We start from the raw sequence: 23778 nt of genomic DNA, 5'->3' as shown, positions 1-23778 counted from the left end.
GATGCTGGTTGTTGTAACAGGAGGCAGCGGAAGCGGAAAGTCTGCTTTTGCGGAGGACAGAGTCCTTTCTTTTGGAGAGTCGAGAAGGATCTATATTGCCACCATGCAGGCTTTTGATGAAGAAAGTCACCGCCGCATTCGAAGACATCGCCGGATGCGGTCAGGAAAAGGATTTGAGACAATTGAGAGATACACAGAGCTGGATGAGTTGATACTTCCAAAGAATTGTGTAGTGCTTCTTGAATGTATGTCCAATCTGGTGGCAAATGAAATGTTCCGGGAAGATGGATTTCATCCGGAGGTTTCCGAAAAGATCACAGAAGGAGTAAGAAATCTTCTTTCACAGGCAGAACACGTGGTGATCGTTACCAACGAAATTTTTTCCGATGGAATTCTCTATGAAGGAGAATCCGAAAAGTATAAGGAACAGCTGGGACAGATCAACTGCAATCTGGCTGAAATGGCGGATGCTGTTGTAGAAGTGGTCTACGGAATCCCGGTCTGGCATAAAGGCGGTGAGAAAGCATGAAAAGTGTATGGAATAGTTTTAAAGCGGCATTTGCCATGTTTTCCAAGATTCCCACACCTATGGTAGACTGGAATAAAGAAAACATGAAGTATATGATGTGTTTCTTTCCTTTTGTGGGAACAGCCATTGGTATTCTGATCTGGCTTGTGGGATGTGTGCTGGGAAGTCATGCACAGATGGAACCGTTTTTTCTTGCAGTGATCCTTACGGTGATCCCGGTCTTTGTTACAGGTGGGATCCATGTGGACGGACTTCTGGACACTTCGGATGCGTTAAGTTCCTGGCAGGAGCGTACAAGAAGGCTGGAGATTCTGAAAGATTCGCATGCAGGAGCATTTGCCATTATCACAGCCTGCGTTTATTTTATCCTGTGGCTGGGTGCCTGGAGCCAGCTACTTGGTGATCACGATGGAATCTGTATCATGAGTATTGGATTTATGATGTCCAGATGCCTTTCCGGAATTGGCGTGATCATATTTCCAAAAGCAAGGACTAATGGAACCGTAGCAGAGTTTTCCAGGAATGCATTGGAGATTGTGGCACGAAATGTTCTGATCGTAATGCTTGCAGCACTGGCAGTACTGATGATATGGATCAATCCGGTAAAAGGTGCGCTTGCGGCAGTAACGGCACTGCTGGTATTCTGGTGGTATCATCACATGGCTATGAAATATTTTGGAGGAACGACTGGAGATCTTTCAGGTTTTTTCCTTTGTATCTGTGAGGTTGTGATGGCTCTGGTACTTGGGATAAGTGGCATTGTTATTCTGTGAAATGAAGATGGAATGAGGTAAAAAGATATGGAAATGATAATCGGCGGTGCTTATCAGGGAAAAAGCAGTTATGCAGAAAAAAAGTTTCCCGATGTAAAATGGAAATGTGGTGCAGAGCTTACAGAAGAGGAACTTCTGGAAGCAGAAGGGGTTCTTGGGTTTCATCAGTACATAAGAAAGTGCCTGAAATCAGGTGAGGATCTGTCCGGTCTTGCAGAAAAACTTGCGGAGAAAAATCCGGGTGTAATCCTGGTCAGTGAGGAAGTCGGATACGGGATCGTTCCGGCCGATGCTTTTGAACGGCAGTATCGGGAGGCTGTAGGCCGTGTTTGTACGGAACTTGCGGGAAAGAGCAGCAGGGTTACAAGAGTTGTATGTGGGATCGGGATGGTGCTGAAAAATGCTTAAATTATATCTGATACGTCATGGTCAGACTCCGGGAAACAAGCTTTCGCGTTATATCGGTACAACGGATGAGCCGTTGAGCGATGAAGGCCGGGAATTTCTGAAAAAACTTTCCTATCCCATGCCGGAGGAGTTGTTTGTAAGTCCACTTCTCCGCTGTGTGGAAACGGCAGAAATTTTTTTTCCGGGAAAGAAGCTCCACATTATAGAAGAACTTTCGGAATGTGATTTTGGAGAGTTTGAGAATAAAAATTACAAAGAGCTTGCCGGAAATGAAAATTATCAGAAATGGATCGACAGCAATGGAACAATGCCATTTCCGGGCGGAGAGAGCAGAGAAGGCTTTAAATATCGCAGCCTGACAGGATTTCAGAAAGCCGTGACACAGTGTATCCGTAAAAATGTGGATACAGCGGCGCTGGTGATCCATGGTGGAACCATTATGAATATTATGGAAGAATATGCGGACAGACACAGACCGTTTTATGAATGGCATGTAAAAAACGGCGGCGGTTATCTGGTTGAACTGGACCAGGATCTCTGGCAAAAAGGACGCAGGGAGTTTACAGTCTGTGAAGCATATATGGAGGGTTAAAAAATGAATGGACAGATGATCAGCTGGACACGCAGTGATCTGAAATGGCGTGCAAAACAGGCTTTTCGTAAAAATTACTGGTCAGCAGTTCTGGTCAGTCTGGTGCTTGCCATTGTGCTGGCATCCGGTGGAAAAGGCGCAGTTCAAAGTGGCGCCAGCAATGTAATGAATTCGGATTATAGTTATCAGGTTAATACCTATAATTCCAATGGTTTCAGTTCCTATGCAGGTCATATGTTTGGCGGATCGTATTCTCCGTGGGCACTGATCTTTGCGCTGGTAGGAGCCGGGGTAGTGGTTGCCGCGGCACTGATCGGGACATTACTTAAGATTTTTGTGTGCAATGTATTTGAAGTAGGAGGTCGCAGTTTTTATATTGAAAATCTGTACGCAGTTCCAGGTGTCGGCAAACTGCTCAGCGCATTTCGTTCCGGATATTATGGAAATGTGGTAAAAACCATGTTTTTCCGGGATCTGTTTACATTTCTCTGGTCTTTACTGTTTATTATCCCGGGAATCATAAAGTCTTATGAATATAAGATGGTTCCGTATCTTCTTGCGGAATATCCGGATATGGACAGAAAAGAAGTTTTTGCAAGAAGCCGTGATATGATGTATGGACAGAAGTGGAATACGTTTGTTCTGGATCTTTCCTTTATTCCATGGAATATCCTTTCCACGATCACCTTTGGACTGGTAGGTCTGTTCTATGTATCTCCATATCAGGATGCGACCTATGCGGAACTTTACGATGCTCTGGCAGCAGGGATGCCGGGAAATAACGGACAGCGGGTGTATGGAAATGGAAACTACTATTATGACTGACAGAATGATCCTTGTACGTGGCGGCGGCGATCTTGCTACCGGCGTGATCCATAAACTTCATCAGAGCGGCTATCACATTCTGATCCTGGAATGCGACCGGCCAAGCGCCATCCGCCGTCATGTAGCTTTCTGTGAAGCCGTTTATGACGGAACTTCGGAAGTGGAAGGCGTTGTGTGCAGAAGGATCCCGGAAACGGAAATTCCGGCACAGTGCAAAAGCTGCTGGGAAAAAGGAGAAATTCCCCTTCTGACAGATACGGAGGGAAAACATATCCGGGAACTTTCGCCGGCAGCAGTGATCGATGCGATCCTCGCCAAAAAAAATCTCGGGACAAACAGAGATATGGCACCAGTGACAGTAGGTCTTGGACCTGGGTTTACCGCAGGAGAAGATGTGGATTATGTGATCGAAACCATGCGGGGCCACAATCTGGGAAGGATCATAAAAGAAGGCAGTGCGCTTCCAAATACAGGTGTGCCTGGTCTGATCGCGGGAATCGGAAAAGAAAGAGTGATCCATTCACCGGCAGCCGGTGAAATGAAGAATATCAGCAGGATCGCAGATATCGTAGAAAAAGACCAGATCATTGCCATGGTTGGGAACGTTCCTGTGAAAGCAACGATATCCGGCGTGATCCGGGGGCTGATCCGTGACGGATATCCTGTTTTTAAAGGGATGAAAATTGCAGATATCGATCCGAGAGCGGAACAGAAAAAAAACTGTTTTACTATTTCGGATAAAGCAAGATGCATTGCCGGAGGGGTACTGGAAGTATTGCTTTCCTGCGGGATACTTCCTGATGTTAAAACAGAAGAAAACTAAAAATATGTGGAGTATGTCATGAACAGAAAAGAGAAAGGGACCCTGACAGCTGCTTTTACAGGAGGTGGAGGAAAAACCAGCCTGATTTTTTATCTGGTAGAAAAATTTTCCAGACAGGGAAAACGTGTGATCGTGACAACGACCACCCACATGGCATGGGAAGAGGACCGTCCTTTTGCAGATGCAGAGGATACAGAGGAACTTTGCAGGCTTATAGAACAATATGGATATGTGATCGCGGCGAAACATAAAGCCGGACAGCCGAAAATTTCCGGTCCTGAACCGGAAACCCTGAAAAGGTTGTCCGGTTTTTGTGATCTTCTTCTTGTAGAAGCAGATGGTGCGAGGAGATTACCTTTGAAAGTTCCTGCTGTGCACGAACCGATAATTCCGGAATTTGCAGATATTGTAGTGGGTGTGACAGGGCTGGATTGCATTGGAAAAAAGATCTGTGATATTGCACATCGTCCGGAGGATGTAGCGGAATTTCTACGGAAAAAGACAGATGAGCCAGTGATGTGGGAAGATGTTGTAAAGATTGCGTCATCGGAAAATGGATTGCGTAAAAATGTGGGTGAAAAAAGTTTTCTGGTATATTTTAATAAGGCAGATGTGCTGGAATCTTCAGGTGTGGCTGAAAATATCATTAAGAAGTGTCGGGAAGCAGGCATAGAAGCAGTGTGTGGAAGCCTGAAAAAGATAATGGAACGGCAGGAAATATGCCGGAAGTTTCATGGAATAAGGAGGAAATGAGAGATGAAGCTGGGACTGATCATGCTGGCAGCGGGAAACAGCAGACGGTTTGGGAGTAATAAGCTTTTGTATACCATTGAAGGAGAACCGATGTACCGGCATATTCTTTCGGAACTTATGAGGGTGAGAAAAGCGCTGAAAGAGCAGAAGCATACCTGTGAAATTACGGTGGTAACTCAGTATGAGGAGATAGCGGCAGAAGCGGAAAAATGTGGAGCGCAGGTGCTTTATAATTTACATCCGGATGAGGGGATTTCTTCTTCTCTGAAAATCGGACTCAGTAGAAATCGAGAGATGGATGCCTGCCTTTTTACAGTCTCTGATCAGCCATGGCTTCGGGGAGAGACGATCCTTGCGCTTTTGGAGGTGTTTTTGAAAGAGGGGAAAGGGATTGCTTGTGTGGAGTATGATGGGAAACTTGGAAATCCCTGTGTTTTTTCGGAGAGGTATTATGGAGAGTTGATGGGACTTGAGGGGGATGTTGGAGGGAAGAGAGTGGTTGTGCGGAATCGGAAGGATGTGGCTGTGATGAGGGTGGTGGATGGGAGGGAAGTAATGGATGTGGATGTGGCGGACGGACGCCGGTGAGGTACCGTCTGGCGTGCGGCACCTGGAATTTAGTAGTGGCAGCGAGAGGCTTTTGGCTATAACTTACGCTTTTTATATGTACAAGTACATAAATAGTCGGCTAGATGTATTATCGGAAAAAAGAAAGCCAGCAGGGAACCGCCCTGGCGTATCGGGATGTTCTGCAGAAGCCGCAGCGCCTTAGAATTCAGCGGACGACGAAGCCTTTCCCGATACGCCAGGGCGGTTCCCTGCGTACGTTTATATTATACTATTATACTTACATAAAATGATTCCTAACCGCTTCCTCCTCAGCCAGCCGCACTGTCTCCTCAGAAGGATTGGAAATCACAGCAGAAGCCACGATCTCACAGGGAGGATTCCCCTTCACACTGTCTACAGCAGCAGTCACAGCAGAAACATCACCAGTCAAAAAAACAGTCGCGTGGCCGCCACATTTCGTCTGCCATGTAAGAAAAGAAACATCAGAAGTCTTCAGCATCTGATCGATCACAAGAATCGCATTGCTACTGCCGACAACCTCAACCAAACCAAAAGCACCATAATTCATAAATCAGTCCCCCCCTTTACTTGTTGATCGTCATTTTCAGCGCAATCTCTGTATCCTCAGAAGGAGAAGCGATCACAGTATGAGAAACGACCTTGCCAAGAGGTCTGGCTGCTTCCAGAGCGACCTCCATAGCTGCATTCACATCAGAGACAGAACCACGCATCTTTACACAGGCACCGCTTTTCAGACGGTTACGTTCAACACTCTGAATTTTAACATTAGCTGCCTTGGAAGCAGCATCAAGAGCAACAAAACAGGCAACCAGGTTATCCAGTTCAAAGACACCTACGGCCATGCCGCTGTAAATGTTATCCATAAAATATACCTCCATCCGGGCTGATTCTCTGTTGTGTGGTTTTTTGACCGATTTCGCCTGGAATCATTACCGTTTTTATGGTTTTATTATATACGTTTTTTGTGGAAATGGCAAGAAATATATAGTATAGTTATGTTTGAAAAAAGAGATTCCGGAATTTAACCAAATCAAGTAAGTCCCCTGCGGGGTTGCGAAAAGCAATAAGCAGTGGGTGGGGACTTGCTTGTATCAGGAGGAGTGCAAGCGCCTCCTGATAAACTGCGGAGCAGTTATTTGGTGTAGAGCTACGTAGCGAAGCGGATTGCGAATATCCGCTTGACCCAGGAATCTGTGAATTTTAGAAATATCAGGAAGGTGAAAAAATGCAGACGCATCAGACAGATTTTTCAAATGGAAATGTCTACCGGAATATTATGGAGGTTGCTGTACCGATGATCATCGCGCAGATTCTGAATCTTCTGTATAATATTGTAGACAGAATCTATATCGGAAGAATTCCGGAGATTGGAGCTACCGCACTGACGGGAGTGGGACTTTGTTTTCCGATTATTACATTGATTACCGCATTTACCTATCTGTTTGGAAATGGCGGCTCCCCACTCTGTTCCATGGAACGGGGAAGAGGCAATGAAAAAGAAGCGGAGATGCTGATGGGAAACACATTTGTCATGCTGATCTGGGCTGGGGCAGTTCTTACTGTTACGGGGCTTGCTTTTTACAGGCCTATTCTTTATGCATTCGGGGCCAGTGATGTCACATTTCCCTATGCTGCCAGCTACATAAAGATCTATCTTCTGGGGACACTGTTTGTAATGATCACACTGGGAATGAATCCGTTTATCAACAGCCAGGGATTTGGAAACACAGGAATGTTTACAATCCTGATCGGAGCAGTGTTAAATATTATCCTGGACCCGCTTTTTATTTTTGGATTTCATATGGGAGTCAGAGGGGCAGCTGTGGCGACAATCATTTCCCAGTTTTGTTCCACAGTATGGGTGTTACGTTTTTTATGTGGGAAAAAAGCAGTTCTGAACCTGAAAAAAAGTGCCTTCAAAATTTCCTGGAAACGTGTGAGGGACATCGTAAGTCTTGGAATGTCCGGATTTTTTATGGCTTTTACCAACAGCCTGGTGCAGGTAGTCTGTAATGCGACACTCCAGACCTGGGGTGGAGATATTTATGTGGGAGTGATGACCGTTTTGAACTCTGTCCGTGATATTTTTACCATGCCGGTTCACGGGCTGACCACAGGTGCTTCTCCGGTTATGAGTTTTAATTATGGAGAAAAAGCCTATGACAGGGTAAAAAAAGCAATTAAATTTATCACAGCAGTCTGTGTTATCTATACACTGGCAGGCTGGGGAATCCTGAAACTGATGCCGGAATTTTTTATCCGTATATTCAACAGTGATCCAGAACTTCTTGAAAAGGGCGTTCCGGCACTTCATATTTATTTTTTCGGGTTCTGTTTTATGGCTTTGCAGTTTACCGGCCAGAGTGTATTTGTGGCACTTGGAAAAGCAAAAAAAGCCACTTTTTTTTCACTGCTTCGAAAAGCGATCATAGTAGTTCCACTGACGATCCTGCTCCCCTATGTGAAAGGCCTGGGAACAGACGGTGTATTCTGGGCAGAGCCGATTTCCAATCTGGTAGGAGGATGTGCATGTTTTTTTACCATGCTGGCAACGGTTCTGCCGGAACTGAATGAAAGACCAGGAACCGGGAACAAATAAACTTTAGCAGACAGAACAAATAAAATAATAAAAAGGAGAACAGTTTATGTGTACAGCAGCAACTTATAAGACAAAAGACTTTTACTTCGGAAGAACACTGGATTACGAATTCTCTTATGGAGATGAGATCACCATCACACCGAGAAATTATACATTTGAGTTTCGGCATATGGAGAAACTTTCCAGCCATTATGCGATTATAGGCATGGCTCACGTAGCAGGAGATTATCCACTTTATTATGATGCTGTCAATGAAAAAGGTCTTGGAATGGCAGGCCTTAATTTTGTTGGAAACGCTGTATATAATGAGGTAGAAAATGGAAAAGAAAATGTGGCGCAGTTTGAATTCATTCCGTGGATCCTTAGTAAATGTGCCACTGTGCAGGAGGCAAAAGATCTCCTGAAAAAGATCAATCTTGTAAAAACTCCGTTCAGTGAAATGCTTCCCTGTGCACAGCTTCACTGGATCATAGCGGATAAAGAAGAAGCAATCACAGTGGAATCCATGGCAGACGGCCTTCATGTCTGGGATAATCCGGCAGGCGTTCTTACGAATAATCCGCCTTTTGACCAGCAGATGTTTATGCTGAATAATTATATGCATCTTTCTCCCAGACAGCCGGAAAATCATTTTTCCGAATCTCTGGGATTAAAAACCTACAGCCGTGGCATGGGAGCACTGGGACTTCCGGGAGATCTTTCCTCCGCATCCAGGTTTGCAAGAGTAGCGTTTGTGAAAGACCATTCTTTTTCCGGAGATTCCGAGGAAGAAAGCGTCAGCCAGTTCTTTCATATCCTGGGGTCTGTTGACCAGCAGAGAGGCTGCTGTGAGGTAGAACCAGGAAAATATGAGATCACTCTTTATACCTCCTGCTGTAACTGTGATAAGGGAATTTATTATTATACAACTTACGAAAATCATCAGATTTCTGCAGTTCATATGCACCATGAAGATCTGGATGGGACTGTGCCTGTGAGATATCCGGTTCTTCAGGGCGAAAAAATCTGTCTGCAGAATTAAAATTGCAGAGCTTTTTTGTATGTGCTAGAATAAGCAGGATGATTTTATGACTGTCCGAAGTAAACGGGCAGGAACGAGAGGAGAAACACAATGGCTTTATTTCAGGCATTTCGGGCAGTAAGACCCGCTGAGGGAAAAGCAGAGAAAGTGGCAGCACTTCCCTATGACGTAGTGAGCAGAGAGGAAGCGCGTGAAATTGGAGAAAAAAATCCGTACTCTTTTCTCCATGTAGACAGAGCGGAAATGGATCTGGATCCAGGGATCGATCTTTATGATGCAAAAGTCTATCGGAAAGCAAAGGAAAACTTGGATCGCTTTCAGGCAGAGGGAACTCTGATACAGGATGAAAAACCGAATTATTATCTGTATGAACTGATCCGGAAGGGAAAATCCCAGACAGGAATCGTGGGCGTCAGCTCTATCGATGATTATATGAATGGCGTGATCAAGAAGCATGAACTGACAAGAGAGGATAAAGAGCAGGACAGAATCCACCATGTGGATATCTGCGATGCCAATACTGGTCCGATCTTTCTTGCCTGCAGATATCCGGAAGAACTTCTTGTACTGATGGAAAACTGGAAAAACAGCCATGAACCGGTATATGATTTTACTTCGGAAGATGAAATTACACATCGGGTATGGATCGTGGATGAAGAGGAAAAGATTCAGAAAATCAATCGCCTTTTTGGTGAAATTTCTTCCATCTATATTGCAGACGGACATCACAGAGCAGCGTCTGCCGTAAAAGTAGGACAGAAACGAAGAAAAGAACATCCGGATTATACAGGAAAAGAAGAGTTTAACTTTTTCCTGTCTGTGGTATTTCCTTATGATCAGCTGACGATCCTTCCCTATCACAGGATTGTGAAAGATCTTAAAGGCATGGAACCGAAAGCTTTTATCGGAAGTATGAAGTTTAATTTTGAACTGATGGCAATGCCGGGATTTCCATGTAAACCGGTGGAAAAACATTGCTTTGGTTTCTATGTAGATGGGGAATGGTTTCATCTGAAAGCGTATCCGGATATTTATGCGAAGAAAGACAGTGTAGGACAGCTGGATGTATCCATTCTTCAGGATAAGGTTCTGGGACCGGTACTTGGAATTGAAGATCCGCGTACAGATGAGAGAATCTGTTTTATGGGAGGAAATCACAGACTGAAGGATCTGGCTGCGGTTGCGGATGAAACTGGCGGCGCTGCTTTTGCCATGTATCCGACTTCCATGGAAGAACTGATGAATATTGCGGATGAAGGGAAACTGATGCCGCCTAAGAGTACATGGTTTGAGCCAAAGCTTCGAAGTGGTCTTTTTATCCATAAACTTTCAGACTGATGATTGCTTTTTTATAAAATTTTAATAAACTCGTCAGGAAAATCTTAGGAAATCACTACAGATTGCTCACATTTATTTTATAAGATATAAACTATGGTGAGCAAATGAGAAAGAGGGGTTTTCATGACAAACGAACAGTATTACGATTGTATCCAGCCATATCAGAATGCATGTCAGATCATGCGGGCTAAGCTCGAGGTGCTCAATGGAAGTCTGTACCAGAAGTCGTCCGTATCTCCGATCCATAATATCCAGGAGCGGATCAAAGCCAAAAAAAGCATCGAGAAGAAGCTTGAAAAGCTGGGGCATTCGGACAGTGTGCAGAACGCCAAGGATTATCTCCGGGATATTGCGGGGATCCGTGTGATCTGCTATTTTATAGATGATATTTATAACCTTGTAAATGCTCTGAAAAGACAGAGTGAACTGATTTTTATCCGGGAGAAGGATTACATACAGAATCCGAAACCTAACGGGTACAGGAGTTATCATGTGATCATTGCCGTACCTGTCTATTATCTGGATACGATGGAATATTTTCCGGTAGAGATACAGTTGCGTACCATGACCATGGATCTGTGGGCAAGTATGGAGCACCGGGTCTGTTATAAGAAACTTCCGGAACACAGGGAAGAGCTGGCAGAGGCATTTTGTCAGTATGCAGATATCCTGGGAAAAATCGAGGAACAGTTTGAAGCATATAACGAAACAGGAATGCTGGAGGAGATTGCACCTTCCGAAGTTGTGGAATCTCCGACTGAGGGATAGAAATGGAAATTGAAGAAGAGTTTATTTCCGGATTCTGCCGCACTATGAACAGTGGAGAGACGGTATGCTGCGAGTATACACGGAGAGAAGACGGAAGCAGAGAGCTGACTTTTATGGACTGTGCACATGAACGATGTGTGAATACAGGAGCCTGTGAGATTTTCAGACAGGCACATGAACTGGAGCAGAAATAAAAGATACGGACAGGAACAGAAATAAGAAACCTGCCGATCAAACAATATAAATACGAGGAAAGAAATATGAAACATACAGTAGATGCAATGGGCAAACAGTGCCCGATTCCTGTAGTAATGACCAAGAAGATCCTGGATAAAGCGGAACAGGGGGATGAGATCCAGGTTCTTGTAGATAATGAGACCGCGGTAAACAACTTAAGCAGACTTGCCGGAAGTACCGGATGCAGTTTTGTCTCCAGAAAGACGGAGGACGGTTATGAGATCCATATGGTAGTGAAATCCGACGTGCAGGCCAGAACTGCTGCAGAACCGGAAATTGTCTGCACACCAGCCGTACCACAGGGGGATTATACAGTGGCCATCACTTCCGATAAGATGGGAGACGGAGATCCGGAGCTTGGAGCAATCCTTATCAAAGGCTTTGTGTATGCCCTGACACAGCTTGAGACGCCGCCGTCTGTAATGCTTTTTTATAATGGAGGGGCGAAGCTTACTGCTTCGGATTCCCCATGCATTGAAGATCTGAAAACTCTGCAGGAGCAGGGATGTGAGATCCTGACATGTGGAACCTGTGTGAATTTTTATGGACTGAAGGAACCGGCAGTGGGAACTGTAACAAATATGTATGCCATTGCAGAGAAACTTACAAAAGCAGGTAAAGTGATCCGCCCATAAAATGGATAAAAGGATGTCGTTTACTGGAAGATAGCAAAGCGAAACAGGAATGTCCGCTTTATGATATGGAAATGCCGCAGATTTTTTGGATTCTGCGGCATTTTTGAAACTTTTATAATTCAATATCAATATTCTGTTCTTCAATGTTATGACGTTTTGCATAACCGGTAAGCATCAGTGTCAGGGCACCATCTCCGGTTACATTGCATGCAGTTCCGAAGCTGTCCTGCAAGGCAAAAATAGTAAGCATCAGTGCAGTACCGGAACTGTCGAATTTCAGCACACCGGTAATGATGCCAAGGGATGCCATAACAGTTCCGCCGGGGACACCGGGAGCGCCGATGGCGAATACACCGAGAAGCAGACAAAACAGAACCATAGTTCCTGGTGTCGGAACAGAGCCGTACAGGATCTTGGAAACAGCCATACAGAAGAAAACTTCTGTAAGAACGGAACCGCAGAGATGAATATTTGCAAACAGAGGGATTCCGAAATTTACAAGATCTTTGCGAAGCGGTTTGGCCCGGGATGCACACTGAAGTGCTACAGCCAGTGTTGCGGCAGAAGACATGGTTCCTACCGCAGTCAGGTAAGCAGGTGCGTAATGGCGTACAACCTCCAGAGGATTTTCACCGGAGTAGATTCCGGCCAGTATGTACAGAAAAGCCATCCAGATGAAATGTCCGGCCAGAACCAGCACGATGATCTCCAGGAAAACCGGCAGCTGTCTGGTAATCGTACCTTCATAGGCAAGTCCGCAGAAAGTAGAGCCGATAAACAGCGGAAGAATGGGAATGATGATCCTTGATACCAGAGCCAGAACGATTTTCTGGAACTCATCCAGAAGACCGGTGACCAGTTTCGCTTTTGTCCAGGTGGCAGCCAGACCGATCATAACCGAAAAAACAAGAGCGCTCATAACCGACATGATCTGAGGAATCTCCAGTTCGAAGATTACTTCAGGCAGCTGTTTTAGCCCTGCTGCATAGGAATGAATGGACAGATGTGGAATAATAAAAAATCCGGATGCTGTGGAAAAAAGTGCCGCACCTATGGAAGAACCGTAGGCAAGGACAACGGCAACGCCCAGCATTACAGAAGCATTTTTGCCAAGCTTGGTGATGGATGGAGCGATAAAACCAAGAACGATCAGCGGAACACAGAAGGTGATAATCTGGCCCAGAATGTACTTGACTGTAACAACAATATTAAGAACTGCCATGGAAATTCCGTTTGTGCTGTACCGGTTCAGAACAAGCCCGGAGAGGATACCCAGGATTACAGCCACAAGGAGTTTAAAAGGCAGACTTTTGAAAAAAGATCCTTTTTTCATTGGAAAACCTCCTCTGATAGTATAAAATAAAGCCAAAACCAATTATATGATTATTTTATAAAAAGCACAAGGAGATTTGACATGATTTATCTGGATAACGCTTCTACAAGTTTTCACAAACCGGACTGTGTTGCCAGAGCAGTGGTGGAAGCCATGCAGCAGGCCGGAAACAGTGGAAGAGGAAGCAGTGGAGAAGCAATGGAAGCCTCAAGGCTTATTTTTGATACAAGATGCAGGATCGCTCAGATGTTTGATGCAGAAGGACCGGAATGTGTGGCATTTACCGCAAACGCAACAGAAGCTTTAAATACAGCATTGTTTGGGATCCTGCATCCGGAAAGAGAAAAAGTCCATGCGATCTGTACGGAGATGGATCATAACAGTGTGCTGCGTCCCCTTTATCTGCTGGAAAAAGAAGGACTGGATCTGACCATTCTTCCGGCGGATCGAAAAGGAATGATTTCTCTTACTGAACTGGAAAGTTCTATCCGGCCGGAGACGAGAGCAATCATATGCACCCATGCATCAAATCTTACCGGAAACAGGAATGATATCCGTGCGATCGGTGAGATCGCAAAAAAACATAAAAAACTTTTTGTTTTGGATGCTGCACAGACAGCAGGAGTCTTTCCGATTTCCATGAAAAAAGATCATATTGACATTTTATGTTTTTCGGGGCACAAAGGTCTTATGGGACCACAGGGAACAGGAGCGATCTGTGTTCGCCCAGGGGTTCATGTAGAACCCCTGAAAGTGGGCGGAAGCGGAATCCTGACTTTTCAGAAAGAACACCCGGGAGATATGCCGGAAGCACTGGAAGCCGGGACACTGAACAGTCACGGAATTGCCGGATTACGGGCAGCTCTTGAATGGATCCAGGAAACAGGAGTGAACCAGATCCGGGAAAAAGAACAGATGCTGATGTGGCGTTTTTATGACCAGGTAAAAAAAATTCCGGGAGTTACGGTGTACGGAGATTTTTCCCAGAAAGACCGATCTCCTGTGGTGACACTGAACATTGGAGATGAAGGTTCCGGGGAAGTTGGAATGGCACTTGGAGAAGAATACGGGATCAGTGTTCGGTCCGGCGGACATTGTGCACCGCTTATGCATAAAGCTCTGGGAACAGAAAAAACAGGCGCAGTGCGATTCAGCTTTTCTTATTTTAACACAGAAGAAGAGATCGATATGGCTGCCATGGCAGTGAGGAAACTTGCATCAGAGATTGAGGACTGAGAAGAAGGGACTGAGGTTATGTATCAGAAAATATATGATGTGGTAGAAAAAAGAGGACGTACAAGAACAGGGATCATCCTTGGCGGAGAATATGCAGGACTTAAATATCTTGCGGAAGAAGACTGCTTCTTTTATCCGGATAATAAAACAGGAGAAAAAGCAGCCGAAGATTTTCTGAAAGAAACAGTAACTGCCGCGGTGGAGACAGGCGTAGTGAAAGTAAAGAACCAGGAGATCTTTGTAGAGATTTATGAGAAGAATCCAAGGCTGATCATTCTCGGAGGCGGCCATGTATCACTTCCTGTGGCTGAGATTGGAAAACTTCTGGGATTTCATGTAACGGTAATGGATGACAGGGAAGATTTTGTGACGCAGGAGCGTTTCCCTCAGGTGGATGAACGGATCACAGGCGATTTTGAAACCTTATCAGAAAAAATCCCTCCTTACGAAAATGCCTGGTATGTGGTTGTGACGAGAGGGCATCTGGGAGATTCCGCCTGTGCAAGACAGATCCTTAAGAGACCATTTGCCTATTTCGGGATGATCGGAAGTAAGACAAAAGTACGGATCACCAGAGAGAAACTTTTTGAGGAGGGATTCACGGAAGAACAGGTGAACAGCATCCATGCCCCTATTGGCCTTCCTATTGGGGGACAGATGCCGGCGGAGATCGCGGTAAGTATCATGGCAGAAATCGTGCAGGAAAAAAACAGACATTTTCGTACATACTGTGATGAGGATGTAGAAGCGGCTGTGCGCTGTGGAGTTTCAGGGACTATGGTTACCATTATCGAGAAGAAAGGATCTTCGCCAAGAGGAACAGGAAGTAAGATGTTCGTGTTCCGGGATGGAAGAACAGCAGGAAGCATTGGCGGCGGAAAAGTAGAATTCGAAGCCGGAAAACATGCAGTGAATGTGCATACAACAGAAACCAGAGTTTATGAACTTGGACAGGGCGTGGGAGATATGGGAATGATCTGCGGAGGAACTGTAAAAGTGCTTTTTGAGCCTGTAAATGTGTGAAAGAATGGGGCAGGACTTGCATAATATGCCAAAATCGTGTATATTTGATGGTAATGTGATTGGACGAAGATGCCGGGTGGGAAGTTGATTTCATACCGGCGTATAAGGGAGGACCATAAATAATGAAGAAAAAATGTATTTTGGCGCTGATCCTAGGTGCTGCTTTTATGGCACAGGGATGTGGATTTACGGAAGGTACCGATGCTGTTGTGACTGTTGTGGATTCTACTCCAACTCCGGAACCCACAGAAGCACCGGAAGAAACCGCTACTCCGACACCGGAGGCAACTGCGGAAGCCGATTCCACAGCAGCAGCTGATCCTACTGCCCAGGCAGCAGCAACCGAACAGACACCAAGCGGAATTAATGTACAGGCTCAGGATGCAACCTATTATGCAGTAGAAGGTGTGAATTTACGTTCCGATGCCAGCGCAGACGCAGAGTTCGTGGCAGGTGTACTTTCCGGAGAATCTCTGAAATGCACAGGAATCTGTGACAATGGATGGATCCGTGTAGACTATAACGGACAGACTTGTTATGCATCCGGTGATTATGTCAGCACGACACCGCCGGCAGGTGCGGCAGCAGCGACGACAGATACTGCAGCGGCAGCACAGTAAAGCACACAGAAAAGAAAACCCCGGTAACTGTATTCTGGTAAATAACCAGTGCAGATGCCGGGTTTTTTATGTTTACAGAATGTAAATGTCTGTTTTATTTTCGTAAAATCTTCCGGGATCTATTCCGGATATACAAGACGGTCCGGCTTGATATCATAAAGGACTTCATTCAGATACTTCTTTGCAAGATATTTGGCCATACCCAGGTTCATGTCAAGGTAGTTACCGCAGTCTTTTGCGGAAGCACCAGGAATCTCACCTTCAAAATCGCGGATAAACTCAAACATTTCGATCATAAGAGGAACGATATCTTTGGATTCATAATCTCCGTTAAGAAGAAGATAATTTCCGGTACGGCATCCCATAGGTCCCCAGTATATTACTTTCGGTCCGAATTCTTTATGATTACGGAGAAATGTAGCAGCCAGATGTTCCATAGCGTGAAGTTCGGCTGTATTCATAACAGGCTCCTCATTGGGAGAGGTCATACGGATGTCAAAGGTTGTGATCACCTGATCGCCTACAGGATCTTTCCGTGAAACATATACACCAGGCTGAAGCTTGATGTGGTCTATGGTAAAACTTGTGATTTTTTCCATGATGATTCCTCGCTTTCTGAAATAAAACTTATATGATATAAGATACCATAACAGTTATTTTAGCAGAGAACGGAAACAGATACAAGTGAGGGATTGTGTAAAGTTGACTTTGTGAAAGGATAATGTTAAACTGAGAAAAGCTTACAGGGGGAGAGCGGGAAAGCTCATCCGGAAAACAAAAAACAGAAAATATAACAGAGTTTCCGGGATCTGATAAGGAGGATTTATAAAGTGAAACATAAAGTTTTATCAGTATTATTTGCAACAGTTTTTACAGCAGGAATGCTGGCGGGCTGCGGAAGTTCGGATACAGCTTCACAGAAGCAGGAGATGACTCTTGAGGAAGAGAGCACAGAGGGACAGACTGCTGTAGATGATGAAACCGCAGCGAAAGCAGTTTCCGAGGAGGAAGCTGAGCAGGCAGGATTTACCGATTCACTGGAAGACAGCGGGGAAGAGGAGTCAGGAGATTCAAAAGACACAGCTGAAAATGAATCCGCGGAAGATTCTGCTGAAGATACAAAATCCGTGGAAGAGAATGCAGAAGACAGTACGGAAACGGAATTTGATGATGGTTCAGATAAAGCTTCCGCAGCAGGAACTACAGTGATCGATACCAGCCAGCAGCTTACTGGTACCTACCATGCAGCGATCACAGTGAAGAACTACGGAGAGATCGATGTGGAACTGGATGCGGATACAGCCCCGATCACTGTAACCAACTTTGTTAAATTGGTACAGGATAACTTTTATGACGGGCTTACTTTCCACAGGATCATCGATGGATTTATGATCCAGGGTGGCGATCCGAAGGGCGACGGAACCGGCGGAGCAGATGAGGAGATCAAAGGAGAATTTTCCAATAATGGTGTGAAGAACGATATTTCCCATGTACGTGGAACCATCTCCATGGCCCGCAGCACAGACCCGGACAGCGCAAGCTCTCAGTTCTTTATCGTGCAGTCTGATTCTACATATCTGGATGGAGATTATGCTGCATTTGGCCATGTAACATCCGGAATGGATATTGTTGACAAGATCTGTAAGGATGCCAAGCCATCTGATGGCAATGGAACGATTGCCAAGGATCAGCAGCCGGTGATCGAAAGTATCCGCATGGTTGACTGACAGGAGGAAGAGGGATGCTGAAAGGGAAAACTGTACTTCTTGGGATCACAGGAAGTATTGCCGCATATAAGATCGCATATCTGGCAAGTGCGCTTAAGAAGCTTCATGCAGATGTCCATGTGCTGATGACGGAGAATGCCACGAATTTTATCAATCCGATCACGTTTGAGACACTGACCGGAAATAAATGTCTGGTGGATACTTTTGACCGGAATTTTCAGTTCCAGGTAGAACATGTTTCCATTGCAAAGAAAGCAGATGTCGTAATGATCGCACCGGCCAGTGCCAATGTGATCGGCAAGATTGCCAATGGCCTTGCCGATGATATGCTTACAACAACAGTTATGGCCTGTCGATGCCAGAAAATTTTTGCACCGGCCATGAATACTGCCATGTATGAAAACCCTATTGTGCAGGATAATATTAAGAAGCTGTTATCCTATGGTTATGAAGTGCTGACACCGGCAAGTGGATATCTGGCCTGCGGAGATACAGGTGCAGGGAAAATGCCTGAGCCGGAGACACTTCTGGAATACATTCTGAAAGAAGTCGCTTTTGAAAAAGATCTCGCCGGCAAAAAAGTTCTGGTAACAGCAGGACCGACACAGGAAGCGATCGATCCGGTCCGTTGCCTTACCAATCATTCTTCCGGAAAGATGGGATACGCAATTGCAAAGATGGCTATGCTCCGGGGAGCGGAGGTCACGCTGGTAAGTGGACCTACCGCCATCCAGCCACCACTCTTTGTAAATGTGATTCCTGTGACAACGGCCAGAGATATGTTTGAGGCAGTAACAGACTTAAGTGATCAGCAGGACATTATCATAAAAGCAGCAGCAGTGGCGGATTACCGTCCGAAGCAGGTCTGTGAAGATAAAGTCAAAAAGAAAGATGATCAGATTTCCATAGAGCTTGAGAGGACAGATGACATTCTGAAATATCTGGGCCTGCACAAGAGAACCGGACAGTTCCTCTGCGGCTTTTCCATGGAAACAAAAGATATGATCGGTAATTCCAGGGCAAAACTTGAAAAGAAAAATCTGGATATGGTAGCAGCGAACAACTTAAAGGTTGAAGGTGCCGGATTCCAGGGCGATACCAATGTTCTGACCCTGATTACACAGGATGAGGAAGTGTCACTCCCTCTTATGAGTAAGGAGGATGCAGCCCTTAAAATCCTGGATAAAATTCTTGCACTTATTACGTGCAGGAATACCACGAAATAACCAGATCAAAAATTCAGATGATCAGGTTTTTAAATGAGTAAAGCGGATTCTGAAGGAGAGAAAAATCCGGACCGCTTTCCATCACCGTATTGTATCCGTAAAGAAAATACCGGGATATGCTGTGTTCCGGAAGATTTCTGAGACGGAACGGTAACAAGGAGGAAGAAAAAATGAAAAACAACAACAGATTTACAACAGCGCAGCTTACGTTACTTGGCCTGATGGCAGCAATTTTACTGCTTATGGCTTACACACCACTGGGATATCTGAATATCGGACCACTGGCTATTTCCTTTAACGTGATCCCGGTAGCGATCAGTGCAGTAGTTCTCGGTCCTGTAGGAGGAGCCGTAGCAGGTGCGATCTTCGGCCTCACCAGCTTTCTGCAGTGTATCGGAGTGGGGGGCTCCAGTGCGATGGGAGTTGTGCTTTTTGGTATCAATCCGGTATTTGCTTTTATCCAGCGATTTGTACCACGACTTCTCGATGGTATCTGCCTGGGATACATCTTCAGAGGTATGCGTAAAGTCAGCAATACTTATGTAGCCTGTGCTGTGACCGGATTTTTTTCCGCATTTCTGAATACGCTGTTCTTTATGGCAGCACTTGTAGGACTGTTCGGAAATACTGAATATGTTAAAAATCTGATGGGTGGCCATAACATTATCATCGGCTGCTGCCTGATGGTAGGAATCAATGCTGTATGTGAGATGGTTTCCTCCACCGTGATCACCGGTGCAGTAGGAGCCGCTCTTTCCAAAGCACATCTGATCCCTTCCACACAGATTAGCCGTGAGAAAGCAAAGGCATAAAACGTTTCATTATTTTATAAAAAGACGGGAAAAGAAAATTATGATTTTAGCAATTGATATTGGAAACACAAACATTGTTGTCGGATGTATTGATGACAAAAAAACATACTTTATTGAGCGGCTTTCCACTGTGCGGACCAAGACAGAACTGGAATATGCCGTTGATCTCAAGACAGTGCTGGATATTTATCACATCAAAAAAACAGATATTGAAGGTTGTATTATTTCCTCCGTTGTTCCGCAGATCACCAATATTGCCAAGCTGGCGGCAGAAAAAATCCTGAAAAAAGAGGTTATGGTACTGGGACCTGGAGTAAAAACAGGCCTGAATATCATGATGGATAATCCGGGACAGCTTGGAGCGGACCTTGTGGCAAATGCGGTAGCTGGTCTGAACGAGTATCCGGTCCCTTTTATTGTGATCGATATGGGAACTGCAACCACCGTCTCCGTTGTCAATGATAAGAAACAGTATATCGGTGGTATGATCATGCCAGGCGTAGGTGTATCTCTGGACGCACTGACAGCCAGAGCATCCCAGCTTAGCGGGATCAGTATTGACGCACCGAAACATGTACTTGGAAAAAATACCATCGAGTGCATGAAGAGCGGTGTGCTCTACAGCAATGCAGCGGCTATTGACGGAATTGTTGACCGTGTGGAAGAGGAACTTGGAGAAAAGGCAACCGTGATCGCAACTGGTGGCCTTGCAAAGAAGATCGTTTCTCACTGTAAGAAAGAGATCATCCTGGATGAGGATCTTCTGCTTAAAGGACTGCTTGTGATTTATGAGAAAAATAAATAATTAACAGAAATGGCGAAACAGCTGTCTGTGTGCAGGGAATGTAATGCACATAAGGCAGCTGTTTTTTTGTGTTTGTTTATTTTTACAGGCTTTTTTCTGCAAATGCTTTCTGGAAATCTTCCGGTACAGGGGCCAGAAAACGTAGAGTTTTTTTTGTGATGGGGTGGCAGAATTCCAACTGAAAAGAGTGGAGTGCCTGCCGGCTGATCCGGTCAAAAACCGGATGATAAAGGAAATCTCCGGGGAGAGGACAGCCGATGTATTTCATATGGACACGGATCTGATGTGTACGTCCCGTGTCCAGATGAAGTTCCACAAGAGAATAGCCGTTACTGACAGCAAGGCGTTCATAATGAGTTACCGCAGTTTCTCCATGCTCCCAGTTTACTTCTCTGGTGATAACGGAGTCATCCATTCGTGCAATGGGCGCGGAAACGGTTCCTCTTTCCGGTGGAATTCCATCTGTAAGAGCCAGGTAAGTGCGGCGGATCTGGCGCTGTTTCATCTGAGCAGACAGAAGTGCACCACTTAAGGGATTTTTTGCCAGGACGAGGACACCGGTAGTGTCCCGGTCCAGCCGGTTGATACAGCGGTAGACAAAATTTCCCCCCTGCTGTTTATAATACCAGGCCACTCCGTTGGCAAGAGTATTCTCGTAGTTCCCGGCAGAAGGATGCACAGGCATATCAGCAGGTTTGTTCAGGACAAGGATATCTTCATCCTCATACAGGATATCCAGCGGCAGCTGCACCGGGATGATGGAAGCAGCCGATCCGTTATCAGCTGCTCCGTTTTCTTCCGGGACAAGGATCCGAAGAACATCCCCCTCTTTCAGAACCGTCCTGCCAAAAGCCGGATGCCCGTTCAGCAGGATCGCATGCTCTGCACGCTTCATAGTTGTCAATATATGTTTGGAAAAACCATTTTTTCTGAGAAAAGAAAGAACGGAAGTTTCGGAATCTCCGGATAAGATGGTATAGGTAATAATTCTCTGCATATGTGTTTCCTTTTTTGGGGTGGATTTTTTGATGTTTATTATAGTGGAAATAACACTGTGTTAACAGTATAACATTTGAAAGAATAATTTACCAGACGGATGCAGCAGGGAGTTTAGATACTGCCCGGGAGAAATGGTGTCGTAAAATATCTTCATAAGTCACAGACTAAAAAGACATATTTCTACAACCTTTTGTAATGATACCATCGTCATTTTCCTTTGTCAAGGCGTGCAAATGACGCTTTATAAGCTAAAAATGACGATTTCTACAACTATTTTCAACAATTTATGCCAAAAAAATCTTTGATCATACATCCAAAATCTTATTAGTGGTCACTTTTCTTTTACTCAAATCCTTGTAAAATCAATGTTTCTACGTATTTTCTATTTTTTTAAAGTAGTCAATAAGTGGTCAGATATAGAACTGACATAACTGGAAAAGCCGCTTAATATAAGAGATTTCGCTGCTTTTTCGCTTATGAAAATATTAAGCGAACAATAACAGCAGAAAGTGATTCCATGAAGACAGGATACAGTATCAGGACATGGCGCATGCGGCTTTTCTGTTCTGAAAAGCAGATACTTGCGGAAACAGAGAAGTTATATTGCGAGGCAGTTGTTTTTTATTATGAGCTTTTAAAGGACAGAAATGAACTCTGGACAGAAAATCTTCTTACGATCCAGGGACAGCTGGAGAAATTAACGGTTCTTGGAAAAGATGGAAGAGTTCCTGAATATCTTCCACCAGGGGGAAAACTTCCGGTTTACTTTCGACGGTCCGCAATGAATAAGGCGTCTATGGCAGTAAAAACATCGGCTGCTTCCGGATGTTTTCCACAGAAGATTGAAGCGAATATTACTTTTTTAAAGGAATGTACAGAGATCTTACATCCACTTCTGTAGTTTTGAAACTCTGGAATGGAAAGAAATGGATCTGGACGGAATGCGGACTTACAGGACGCTCTTTTCCGGCAAATTCGGCGTTACTTTCACCGACTCTGGTTCACGAGGGAAAATGGCTGATGTTGCATGTTCCTGTGAAGCAGGAAAATTCGGATGCCAGGACTGCAAAAGAACGGATGAAAGAAGGCTGCAGAGTATGTGGTGTGCGTTTTACAAATACGGATAGTTTTGCGGTATGCAGTGTGCTGGATGAACGGTCCAGACCAGTCAGTGTGAAAAACTGTCACGGAGGAAATGCATATCGTTATCACTGCAAAACATTGCTGAAAAAAATAGAAGCATCCAAAGTTTTTACGGATAAAGACAACGTGGATCAGCCAAATAAAAAATATTACATGCGTTATAAACACCTGAACGAGCATTATGCACATCAGGTAAGCAGAGAAATTCTGGATTTTTGCAAAGAGAACCAGGCAGGAATTATTGTGCTTCCGGAATATGATGAGGATTTTTCCCGTATGACCATGTACAGAAGCGGCAATGATTCCCCGCTTCATCTGAGCACAAAGATACGAAATTATCTGAAATATAAAGCCTGGGCAGAAGGAATCCTTGTTTTGGAACTACGCGCCGATGGAACAGAAAAATACTGCTCAATCTGCGGTTCACCCGGAAAAAAACAGAGCAAATTGTTCATCTGCCAGAACGGCCACCAGATCAACCGCTTTCTGAACGGCTCCAGAAACCTGGCCTGCAAATGCCAGCAAAGCTTTCAGAAAAGATCTGGATCAAAAAGTTAATAAGCGGCAGAAATGCCTCTTATATAGATGCTGAGAAATCAGCAAAAGAGGAAGCGCCAGTGACGCAACCTCTTCGGGTTGAATACCGCCCGGCGGCCCCCGCAGGCGTCGCCAGAGAACCATGTGGCCTCCTTTTGTGGGTGGATGGGGTGTGTTCGAAGTTATAGAAATGAAGTTTGATATTCCGAATGTGGATTGCAATTTTATTGTAATTACTGTCCCCTAAAAATGTCTACGGGGCAAAATCAGTCGTGGTCTGATGGCCTATGGTGGAGTTGAATATACATACAAATATACGACTTTTTGCATAAATATGCGCTGCATTTTACTGTGAAAATCATGTTTTGTGCAGTAGGGCGTTAATACTGATAACTGCATTTATCTGCGTGTCGTTGAGTAACGGT

At 44.8% G+C, this 23778-nt stretch carries 28 protein-coding genes; 23 read left to right on the top strand and 5 right to left on the bottom strand.

What is annotated here, in order from left to right; translation table 11 throughout:
- Nucleotide 1 precedes the first annotated feature (1 nt).
- From G5B12_RS04125 to G5B12_RS04090, 8 genes are read left to right on the top strand one after another with little or no spacing between them, the layout of a single operon-like run.
- Entirely contained in the window at nucleotides 2–529 is a 528-nt protein-coding gene (locus G5B12_RS04125) for a bifunctional adenosylcobinamide kinase/adenosylcobinamide-phosphate guanylyltransferase (protein ID WP_118064437.1), read from the top strand.
- Complete coding sequence (cobS, locus tag G5B12_RS04120) at nucleotides 526–1302, top strand: adenosylcobinamide-GDP ribazoletransferase (RefSeq protein ID WP_174087787.1); 777 nt, start codon at nucleotides 526–528, stop codon at nucleotides 1300–1302. Before G5B12_RS04125 ends, cobS begins: the two co-directional genes overlap by 4 nt.
- A 27-nt stretch (nucleotides 1303–1329) precedes the next feature.
- On the top strand, nucleotides 1330–1710 hold the full coding sequence (locus tag G5B12_RS04115) for a bifunctional adenosylcobinamide kinase/adenosylcobinamide-phosphate guanylyltransferase (RefSeq protein WP_174087786.1): 381 nt from the start codon (nucleotides 1330–1332) through the stop codon (nucleotides 1708–1710).
- Nucleotides 1703–2302 (top strand): histidine phosphatase family protein, encoded by a 600-nt coding sequence (locus G5B12_RS04110; RefSeq protein ID WP_174087785.1) that lies wholly within the window; start codon nucleotides 1703–1705, stop codon nucleotides 2300–2302. Before G5B12_RS04115 ends, G5B12_RS04110 begins: the two co-directional genes overlap by 8 nt.
- Nucleotides 2303–2305: 3 nt before the next feature.
- Nucleotides 2306–3127, top strand: coding sequence for a DUF975 family protein (locus G5B12_RS04105; protein WP_021978145.1), 822 nt, complete (start codon nucleotides 2306–2308; stop codon nucleotides 3125–3127).
- Nucleotides 3120–3950, top strand: coding sequence for a selenium-dependent molybdenum cofactor biosynthesis protein YqeB (yqeB, locus tag G5B12_RS04100; protein WP_118064472.1), 831 nt, complete (start codon nucleotides 3120–3122; stop codon nucleotides 3948–3950). Before G5B12_RS04105 ends, yqeB begins: the two co-directional genes overlap by 8 nt.
- An 18-nt stretch (nucleotides 3951–3968) precedes the next feature.
- Nucleotides 3969–4703, top strand: coding sequence for a selenium cofactor biosynthesis protein YqeC (yqeC, locus tag G5B12_RS04095; RefSeq protein ID WP_174087784.1), 735 nt, complete (start codon nucleotides 3969–3971; stop codon nucleotides 4701–4703).
- 3 nt (nucleotides 4704–4706) lie between these two features.
- The gene (locus G5B12_RS04090) at nucleotides 4707–5291 is read left to right on the top strand and encodes a nucleotidyltransferase family protein (protein ID WP_118064443.1); all 585 of its coding nucleotides are present in this window, start codon (nucleotides 4707–4709) and stop codon (nucleotides 5289–5291) included.
- 259 nt (nucleotides 5292–5550) lie between these two features.
- Here G5B12_RS04090 and G5B12_RS04085 read toward each other — a convergent pair whose 3' ends face one another.
- Together G5B12_RS04085 and G5B12_RS04080 are read right to left on the bottom strand one after the other, a co-directional pair.
- Nucleotides 5551–5841, bottom strand: a complete 291-nt coding sequence (locus G5B12_RS04085; RefSeq protein WP_021978141.1) for a BMC domain-containing protein — start codon at nucleotides 5839–5841, stop codon at nucleotides 5551–5553.
- A 16-nt stretch (nucleotides 5842–5857) separates the two neighbouring features.
- Nucleotides 5858–6157, bottom strand: coding sequence for a BMC domain-containing protein (locus G5B12_RS04080; RefSeq protein WP_021978140.1), 300 nt, complete (start codon nucleotides 6155–6157; stop codon nucleotides 5858–5860).
- A gap of 362 nt (nucleotides 6158–6519) precedes the next feature.
- On the opposite strand from G5B12_RS04080, the gene G5B12_RS04075 reads away from it, so the two are divergent.
- From G5B12_RS04075 to yedF, 6 genes are all read left to right on the top strand, one after another.
- A complete protein-coding gene (locus tag G5B12_RS04075) occupies nucleotides 6520–7893 on the top strand; it encodes an MATE family efflux transporter (protein WP_021978130.1) in 1374 nt (457 codons plus the stop codon).
- 46 nt (nucleotides 7894–7939) lie between these two features.
- The gene (gene bsh, locus G5B12_RS04070) at nucleotides 7940–8914 is read left to right on the top strand and encodes a choloylglycine hydrolase (protein ID WP_174087783.1); all 975 of its coding nucleotides are present in this window, start codon (nucleotides 7940–7942) and stop codon (nucleotides 8912–8914) included.
- A 90-nt stretch (nucleotides 8915–9004) separates the two neighbouring features.
- The gene (locus G5B12_RS04065) at nucleotides 9005–10252 is read left to right on the top strand and encodes a DUF1015 domain-containing protein (RefSeq protein ID WP_174087782.1); all 1248 of its coding nucleotides are present in this window, start codon (nucleotides 9005–9007) and stop codon (nucleotides 10250–10252) included.
- A gap of 123 nt (nucleotides 10253–10375) precedes the next feature.
- Entirely contained in the window at nucleotides 10376–11020 is a 645-nt protein-coding gene (locus G5B12_RS04060; RefSeq protein ID WP_118064454.1) for a GTP pyrophosphokinase, read from the top strand.
- A 2-nt stretch (nucleotides 11021–11022) separates the two neighbouring features.
- Nucleotides 11023–11214 (top strand): hypothetical protein, encoded by a 192-nt coding sequence (locus G5B12_RS04055; protein WP_021978126.1) that lies wholly within the window; start codon nucleotides 11023–11025, stop codon nucleotides 11212–11214.
- 66 nt (nucleotides 11215–11280) lie between these two features.
- Nucleotides 11281–11892, top strand: a complete 612-nt coding sequence (yedF, locus tag G5B12_RS04050) for a sulfurtransferase-like selenium metabolism protein YedF (RefSeq protein ID WP_021978125.1) — start codon at nucleotides 11281–11283, stop codon at nucleotides 11890–11892.
- Between the two features lie 112 nt (nucleotides 11893–12004).
- Here yedF and G5B12_RS04045 read toward each other — a convergent pair whose 3' ends face one another.
- The gene (locus tag G5B12_RS04045; RefSeq protein WP_021978124.1) at nucleotides 12005–13225 is read right to left on the bottom strand and encodes a dicarboxylate/amino acid:cation symporter; all 1221 of its coding nucleotides are present in this window, start codon (nucleotides 13223–13225) and stop codon (nucleotides 12005–12007) included.
- 81 nt (nucleotides 13226–13306) lie between these two features.
- Between G5B12_RS04045 and G5B12_RS04040 the strand changes: the two genes are divergently transcribed.
- The 3 genes from G5B12_RS04040 to G5B12_RS04030 all read left to right on the top strand — a co-directional run bounded on the left by G5B12_RS04040 (nucleotide 13307) and on the right by G5B12_RS04030 (nucleotide 16104).
- Entirely contained in the window at nucleotides 13307–14461 is a 1155-nt protein-coding gene (locus tag G5B12_RS04040; RefSeq protein WP_021978123.1) for an aminotransferase class V-fold PLP-dependent enzyme, read from the top strand.
- Nucleotides 14462–14479: 18 nt separating this feature from the next.
- Nucleotides 14480–15484, top strand: coding sequence for an XdhC family protein (locus G5B12_RS04035; protein WP_174087781.1), 1005 nt, complete (start codon nucleotides 14480–14482; stop codon nucleotides 15482–15484).
- A gap of 122 nt (nucleotides 15485–15606) precedes the next feature.
- A complete protein-coding gene (locus tag G5B12_RS04030; RefSeq protein ID WP_021978121.1) occupies nucleotides 15607–16104 on the top strand; it encodes an SH3 domain-containing protein in 498 nt (165 codons plus the stop codon).
- 119 nt (nucleotides 16105–16223) lie between these two features.
- Here G5B12_RS04030 and G5B12_RS04025 read toward each other — a convergent pair whose 3' ends face one another.
- Complete coding sequence (locus G5B12_RS04025) at nucleotides 16224–16703, bottom strand: S-ribosylhomocysteine lyase (RefSeq protein ID WP_021978120.1); 480 nt, start codon at nucleotides 16701–16703, stop codon at nucleotides 16224–16226.
- A 528-nt stretch (nucleotides 16704–17231) separates the two neighbouring features.
- On the opposite strand from G5B12_RS04025, the gene G5B12_RS04020 reads away from it, so the two are divergent.
- From G5B12_RS04020 to G5B12_RS04005, 4 genes are all read left to right on the top strand, one after another.
- Entirely contained in the window at nucleotides 17232–17831 is a 600-nt protein-coding gene (locus tag G5B12_RS04020; protein ID WP_118064474.1) for a peptidylprolyl isomerase, read from the top strand.
- A gap of 14 nt (nucleotides 17832–17845) precedes the next feature.
- Nucleotides 17846–19057, top strand: coding sequence for a bifunctional phosphopantothenoylcysteine decarboxylase/phosphopantothenate--cysteine ligase CoaBC (gene coaBC, locus G5B12_RS04015; protein ID WP_119247904.1), 1212 nt, complete (start codon nucleotides 17846–17848; stop codon nucleotides 19055–19057).
- 170 nt (nucleotides 19058–19227) lie between these two features.
- Nucleotides 19228–19869, top strand: coding sequence for an ECF transporter S component (locus G5B12_RS04010; protein ID WP_021978117.1), 642 nt, complete (start codon nucleotides 19228–19230; stop codon nucleotides 19867–19869).
- A 40-nt stretch (nucleotides 19870–19909) separates the two neighbouring features.
- The gene (locus tag G5B12_RS04005) at nucleotides 19910–20674 is read left to right on the top strand and encodes a type III pantothenate kinase (RefSeq protein WP_021978116.1); all 765 of its coding nucleotides are present in this window, start codon (nucleotides 19910–19912) and stop codon (nucleotides 20672–20674) included.
- 82 nt (nucleotides 20675–20756) lie between these two features.
- Here the strand turns inward: G5B12_RS04005 and G5B12_RS04000 are convergent, their stop codons facing one another.
- A complete protein-coding gene (locus G5B12_RS04000; RefSeq protein ID WP_174087780.1) occupies nucleotides 20757–21671 on the bottom strand; it encodes an RluA family pseudouridine synthase in 915 nt (304 codons plus the stop codon).
- 519 nt (nucleotides 21672–22190) lie between these two features.
- Between G5B12_RS04000 and G5B12_RS17390 the strand changes: the two genes are divergently transcribed.
- Nucleotides 22191–22574, top strand: a complete 384-nt coding sequence (locus G5B12_RS17390; protein ID WP_244096037.1) for a hypothetical protein — start codon at nucleotides 22191–22193, stop codon at nucleotides 22572–22574.
- Complete coding sequence (locus G5B12_RS03995; protein ID WP_244096036.1) at nucleotides 22544–23374, top strand: zinc ribbon domain-containing protein; 831 nt, start codon at nucleotides 22544–22546, stop codon at nucleotides 23372–23374. The genes G5B12_RS17390 and G5B12_RS03995 overlap by 31 nt, the downstream gene beginning before the upstream one ends.
- Nucleotides 23375–23778 lie beyond the last annotated feature (404 nt).

This window comes from Blautia sp. MSK.20.85 (assembly GCF_013317245.1).
GTDB lineage: Bacteria > Bacillota > Clostridia > Lachnospirales > Lachnospiraceae > Blautia_A.
This window is presented reverse-complemented; position numbering and strand designations above follow the sequence as displayed.

What these genes read in the sequence shown, in the direction of transcription:
- yqeB (WP_118064472.1), top strand. Translation starts at nt 3,120, where the DNA reads ATGACTGACAGAATGATCCTTGTACGTGGCGGCGGCGATCTTGCTACC.
- G5B12_RS04110 (WP_174087785.1), top strand. Translation starts at nt 1,703, where the DNA reads ATGCTTAAATTATATCTGATACGTCATGGTCAGACTCCGGGAAACAAG.
- G5B12_RS04000 (WP_174087780.1), bottom strand. Translation starts at nt 21,671, where the DNA reads ATGCAGAGAATTATTACCTATACCATCTTATCCGGAGATTCCGAAACT.
- G5B12_RS03995 (WP_244096036.1), top strand. Translation starts at nt 22,544, where the DNA reads ATGTACAGAGATCTTACATCCACTTCTGTAGTTTTGAAACTCTGGAAT.
- G5B12_RS04040 (WP_021978123.1), top strand. Translation starts at nt 13,307, where the DNA reads ATGATTTATCTGGATAACGCTTCTACAAGTTTTCACAAACCGGACTGT.
- G5B12_RS04025 (WP_021978120.1), bottom strand. Translation starts at nt 16,703, where the DNA reads ATGGAAAAAATCACAAGTTTTACCATAGACCACATCAAGCTTCAGCCT.
- G5B12_RS04080 (WP_021978140.1), bottom strand. Translation starts at nt 6,157, where the DNA reads ATGGATAACATTTACAGCGGCATGGCCGTAGGTGTCTTTGAACTGGAT.
- G5B12_RS04010 (WP_021978117.1), top strand. Translation starts at nt 19,228, where the DNA reads ATGAAAAACAACAACAGATTTACAACAGCGCAGCTTACGTTACTTGGC.
- G5B12_RS04090 (WP_118064443.1), top strand. Translation starts at nt 4,707, where the DNA reads ATGAAGCTGGGACTGATCATGCTGGCAGCGGGAAACAGCAGACGGTTT.
- G5B12_RS04035 (WP_174087781.1), top strand. Translation starts at nt 14,480, where the DNA reads ATGTATCAGAAAATATATGATGTGGTAGAAAAAAGAGGACGTACAAGA.
- G5B12_RS04125 (WP_118064437.1), top strand. Translation starts at nt 2, where the DNA reads ATGCTGGTTGTTGTAACAGGAGGCAGCGGAAGCGGAAAGTCTGCTTTT.
- G5B12_RS04005 (WP_021978116.1), top strand. Translation starts at nt 19,910, where the DNA reads ATGATTTTAGCAATTGATATTGGAAACACAAACATTGTTGTCGGATGT.
- G5B12_RS17390 (WP_244096037.1), top strand. Translation starts at nt 22,191, where the DNA reads ATGAAGACAGGATACAGTATCAGGACATGGCGCATGCGGCTTTTCTGT.
- G5B12_RS04060 (WP_118064454.1), top strand. Translation starts at nt 10,376, where the DNA reads ATGACAAACGAACAGTATTACGATTGTATCCAGCCATATCAGAATGCA.
- G5B12_RS04075 (WP_021978130.1), top strand. Translation starts at nt 6,520, where the DNA reads ATGCAGACGCATCAGACAGATTTTTCAAATGGAAATGTCTACCGGAAT.
- G5B12_RS04055 (WP_021978126.1), top strand. Translation starts at nt 11,023, where the DNA reads ATGGAAATTGAAGAAGAGTTTATTTCCGGATTCTGCCGCACTATGAAC.
- G5B12_RS04115 (WP_174087786.1), top strand. Translation starts at nt 1,330, where the DNA reads ATGGAAATGATAATCGGCGGTGCTTATCAGGGAAAAAGCAGTTATGCA.
- G5B12_RS04085 (WP_021978141.1), bottom strand. Translation starts at nt 5,841, where the DNA reads ATGAATTATGGTGCTTTTGGTTTGGTTGAGGTTGTCGGCAGTAGCAAT.
- yqeC (WP_174087784.1), top strand. Translation starts at nt 3,969, where the DNA reads ATGAACAGAAAAGAGAAAGGGACCCTGACAGCTGCTTTTACAGGAGGT.
- coaBC (WP_119247904.1), top strand. Translation starts at nt 17,846, where the DNA reads ATGCTGAAAGGGAAAACTGTACTTCTTGGGATCACAGGAAGTATTGCC.
- G5B12_RS04045 (WP_021978124.1), bottom strand. Translation starts at nt 13,225, where the DNA reads ATGAAAAAAGGATCTTTTTTCAAAAGTCTGCCTTTTAAACTCCTTGTG.
- G5B12_RS04030 (WP_021978121.1), top strand. Translation starts at nt 15,607, where the DNA reads ATGAAGAAAAAATGTATTTTGGCGCTGATCCTAGGTGCTGCTTTTATG.
- bsh (WP_174087783.1), top strand. Translation starts at nt 7,940, where the DNA reads ATGTGTACAGCAGCAACTTATAAGACAAAAGACTTTTACTTCGGAAGA.
- G5B12_RS04065 (WP_174087782.1), top strand. Translation starts at nt 9,005, where the DNA reads ATGGCTTTATTTCAGGCATTTCGGGCAGTAAGACCCGCTGAGGGAAAA.
- G5B12_RS04105 (WP_021978145.1), top strand. Translation starts at nt 2,306, where the DNA reads ATGAATGGACAGATGATCAGCTGGACACGCAGTGATCTGAAATGGCGT.
- yedF (WP_021978125.1), top strand. Translation starts at nt 11,281, where the DNA reads ATGAAACATACAGTAGATGCAATGGGCAAACAGTGCCCGATTCCTGTA.
- cobS (WP_174087787.1), top strand. Translation starts at nt 526, where the DNA reads ATGAAAAGTGTATGGAATAGTTTTAAAGCGGCATTTGCCATGTTTTCC.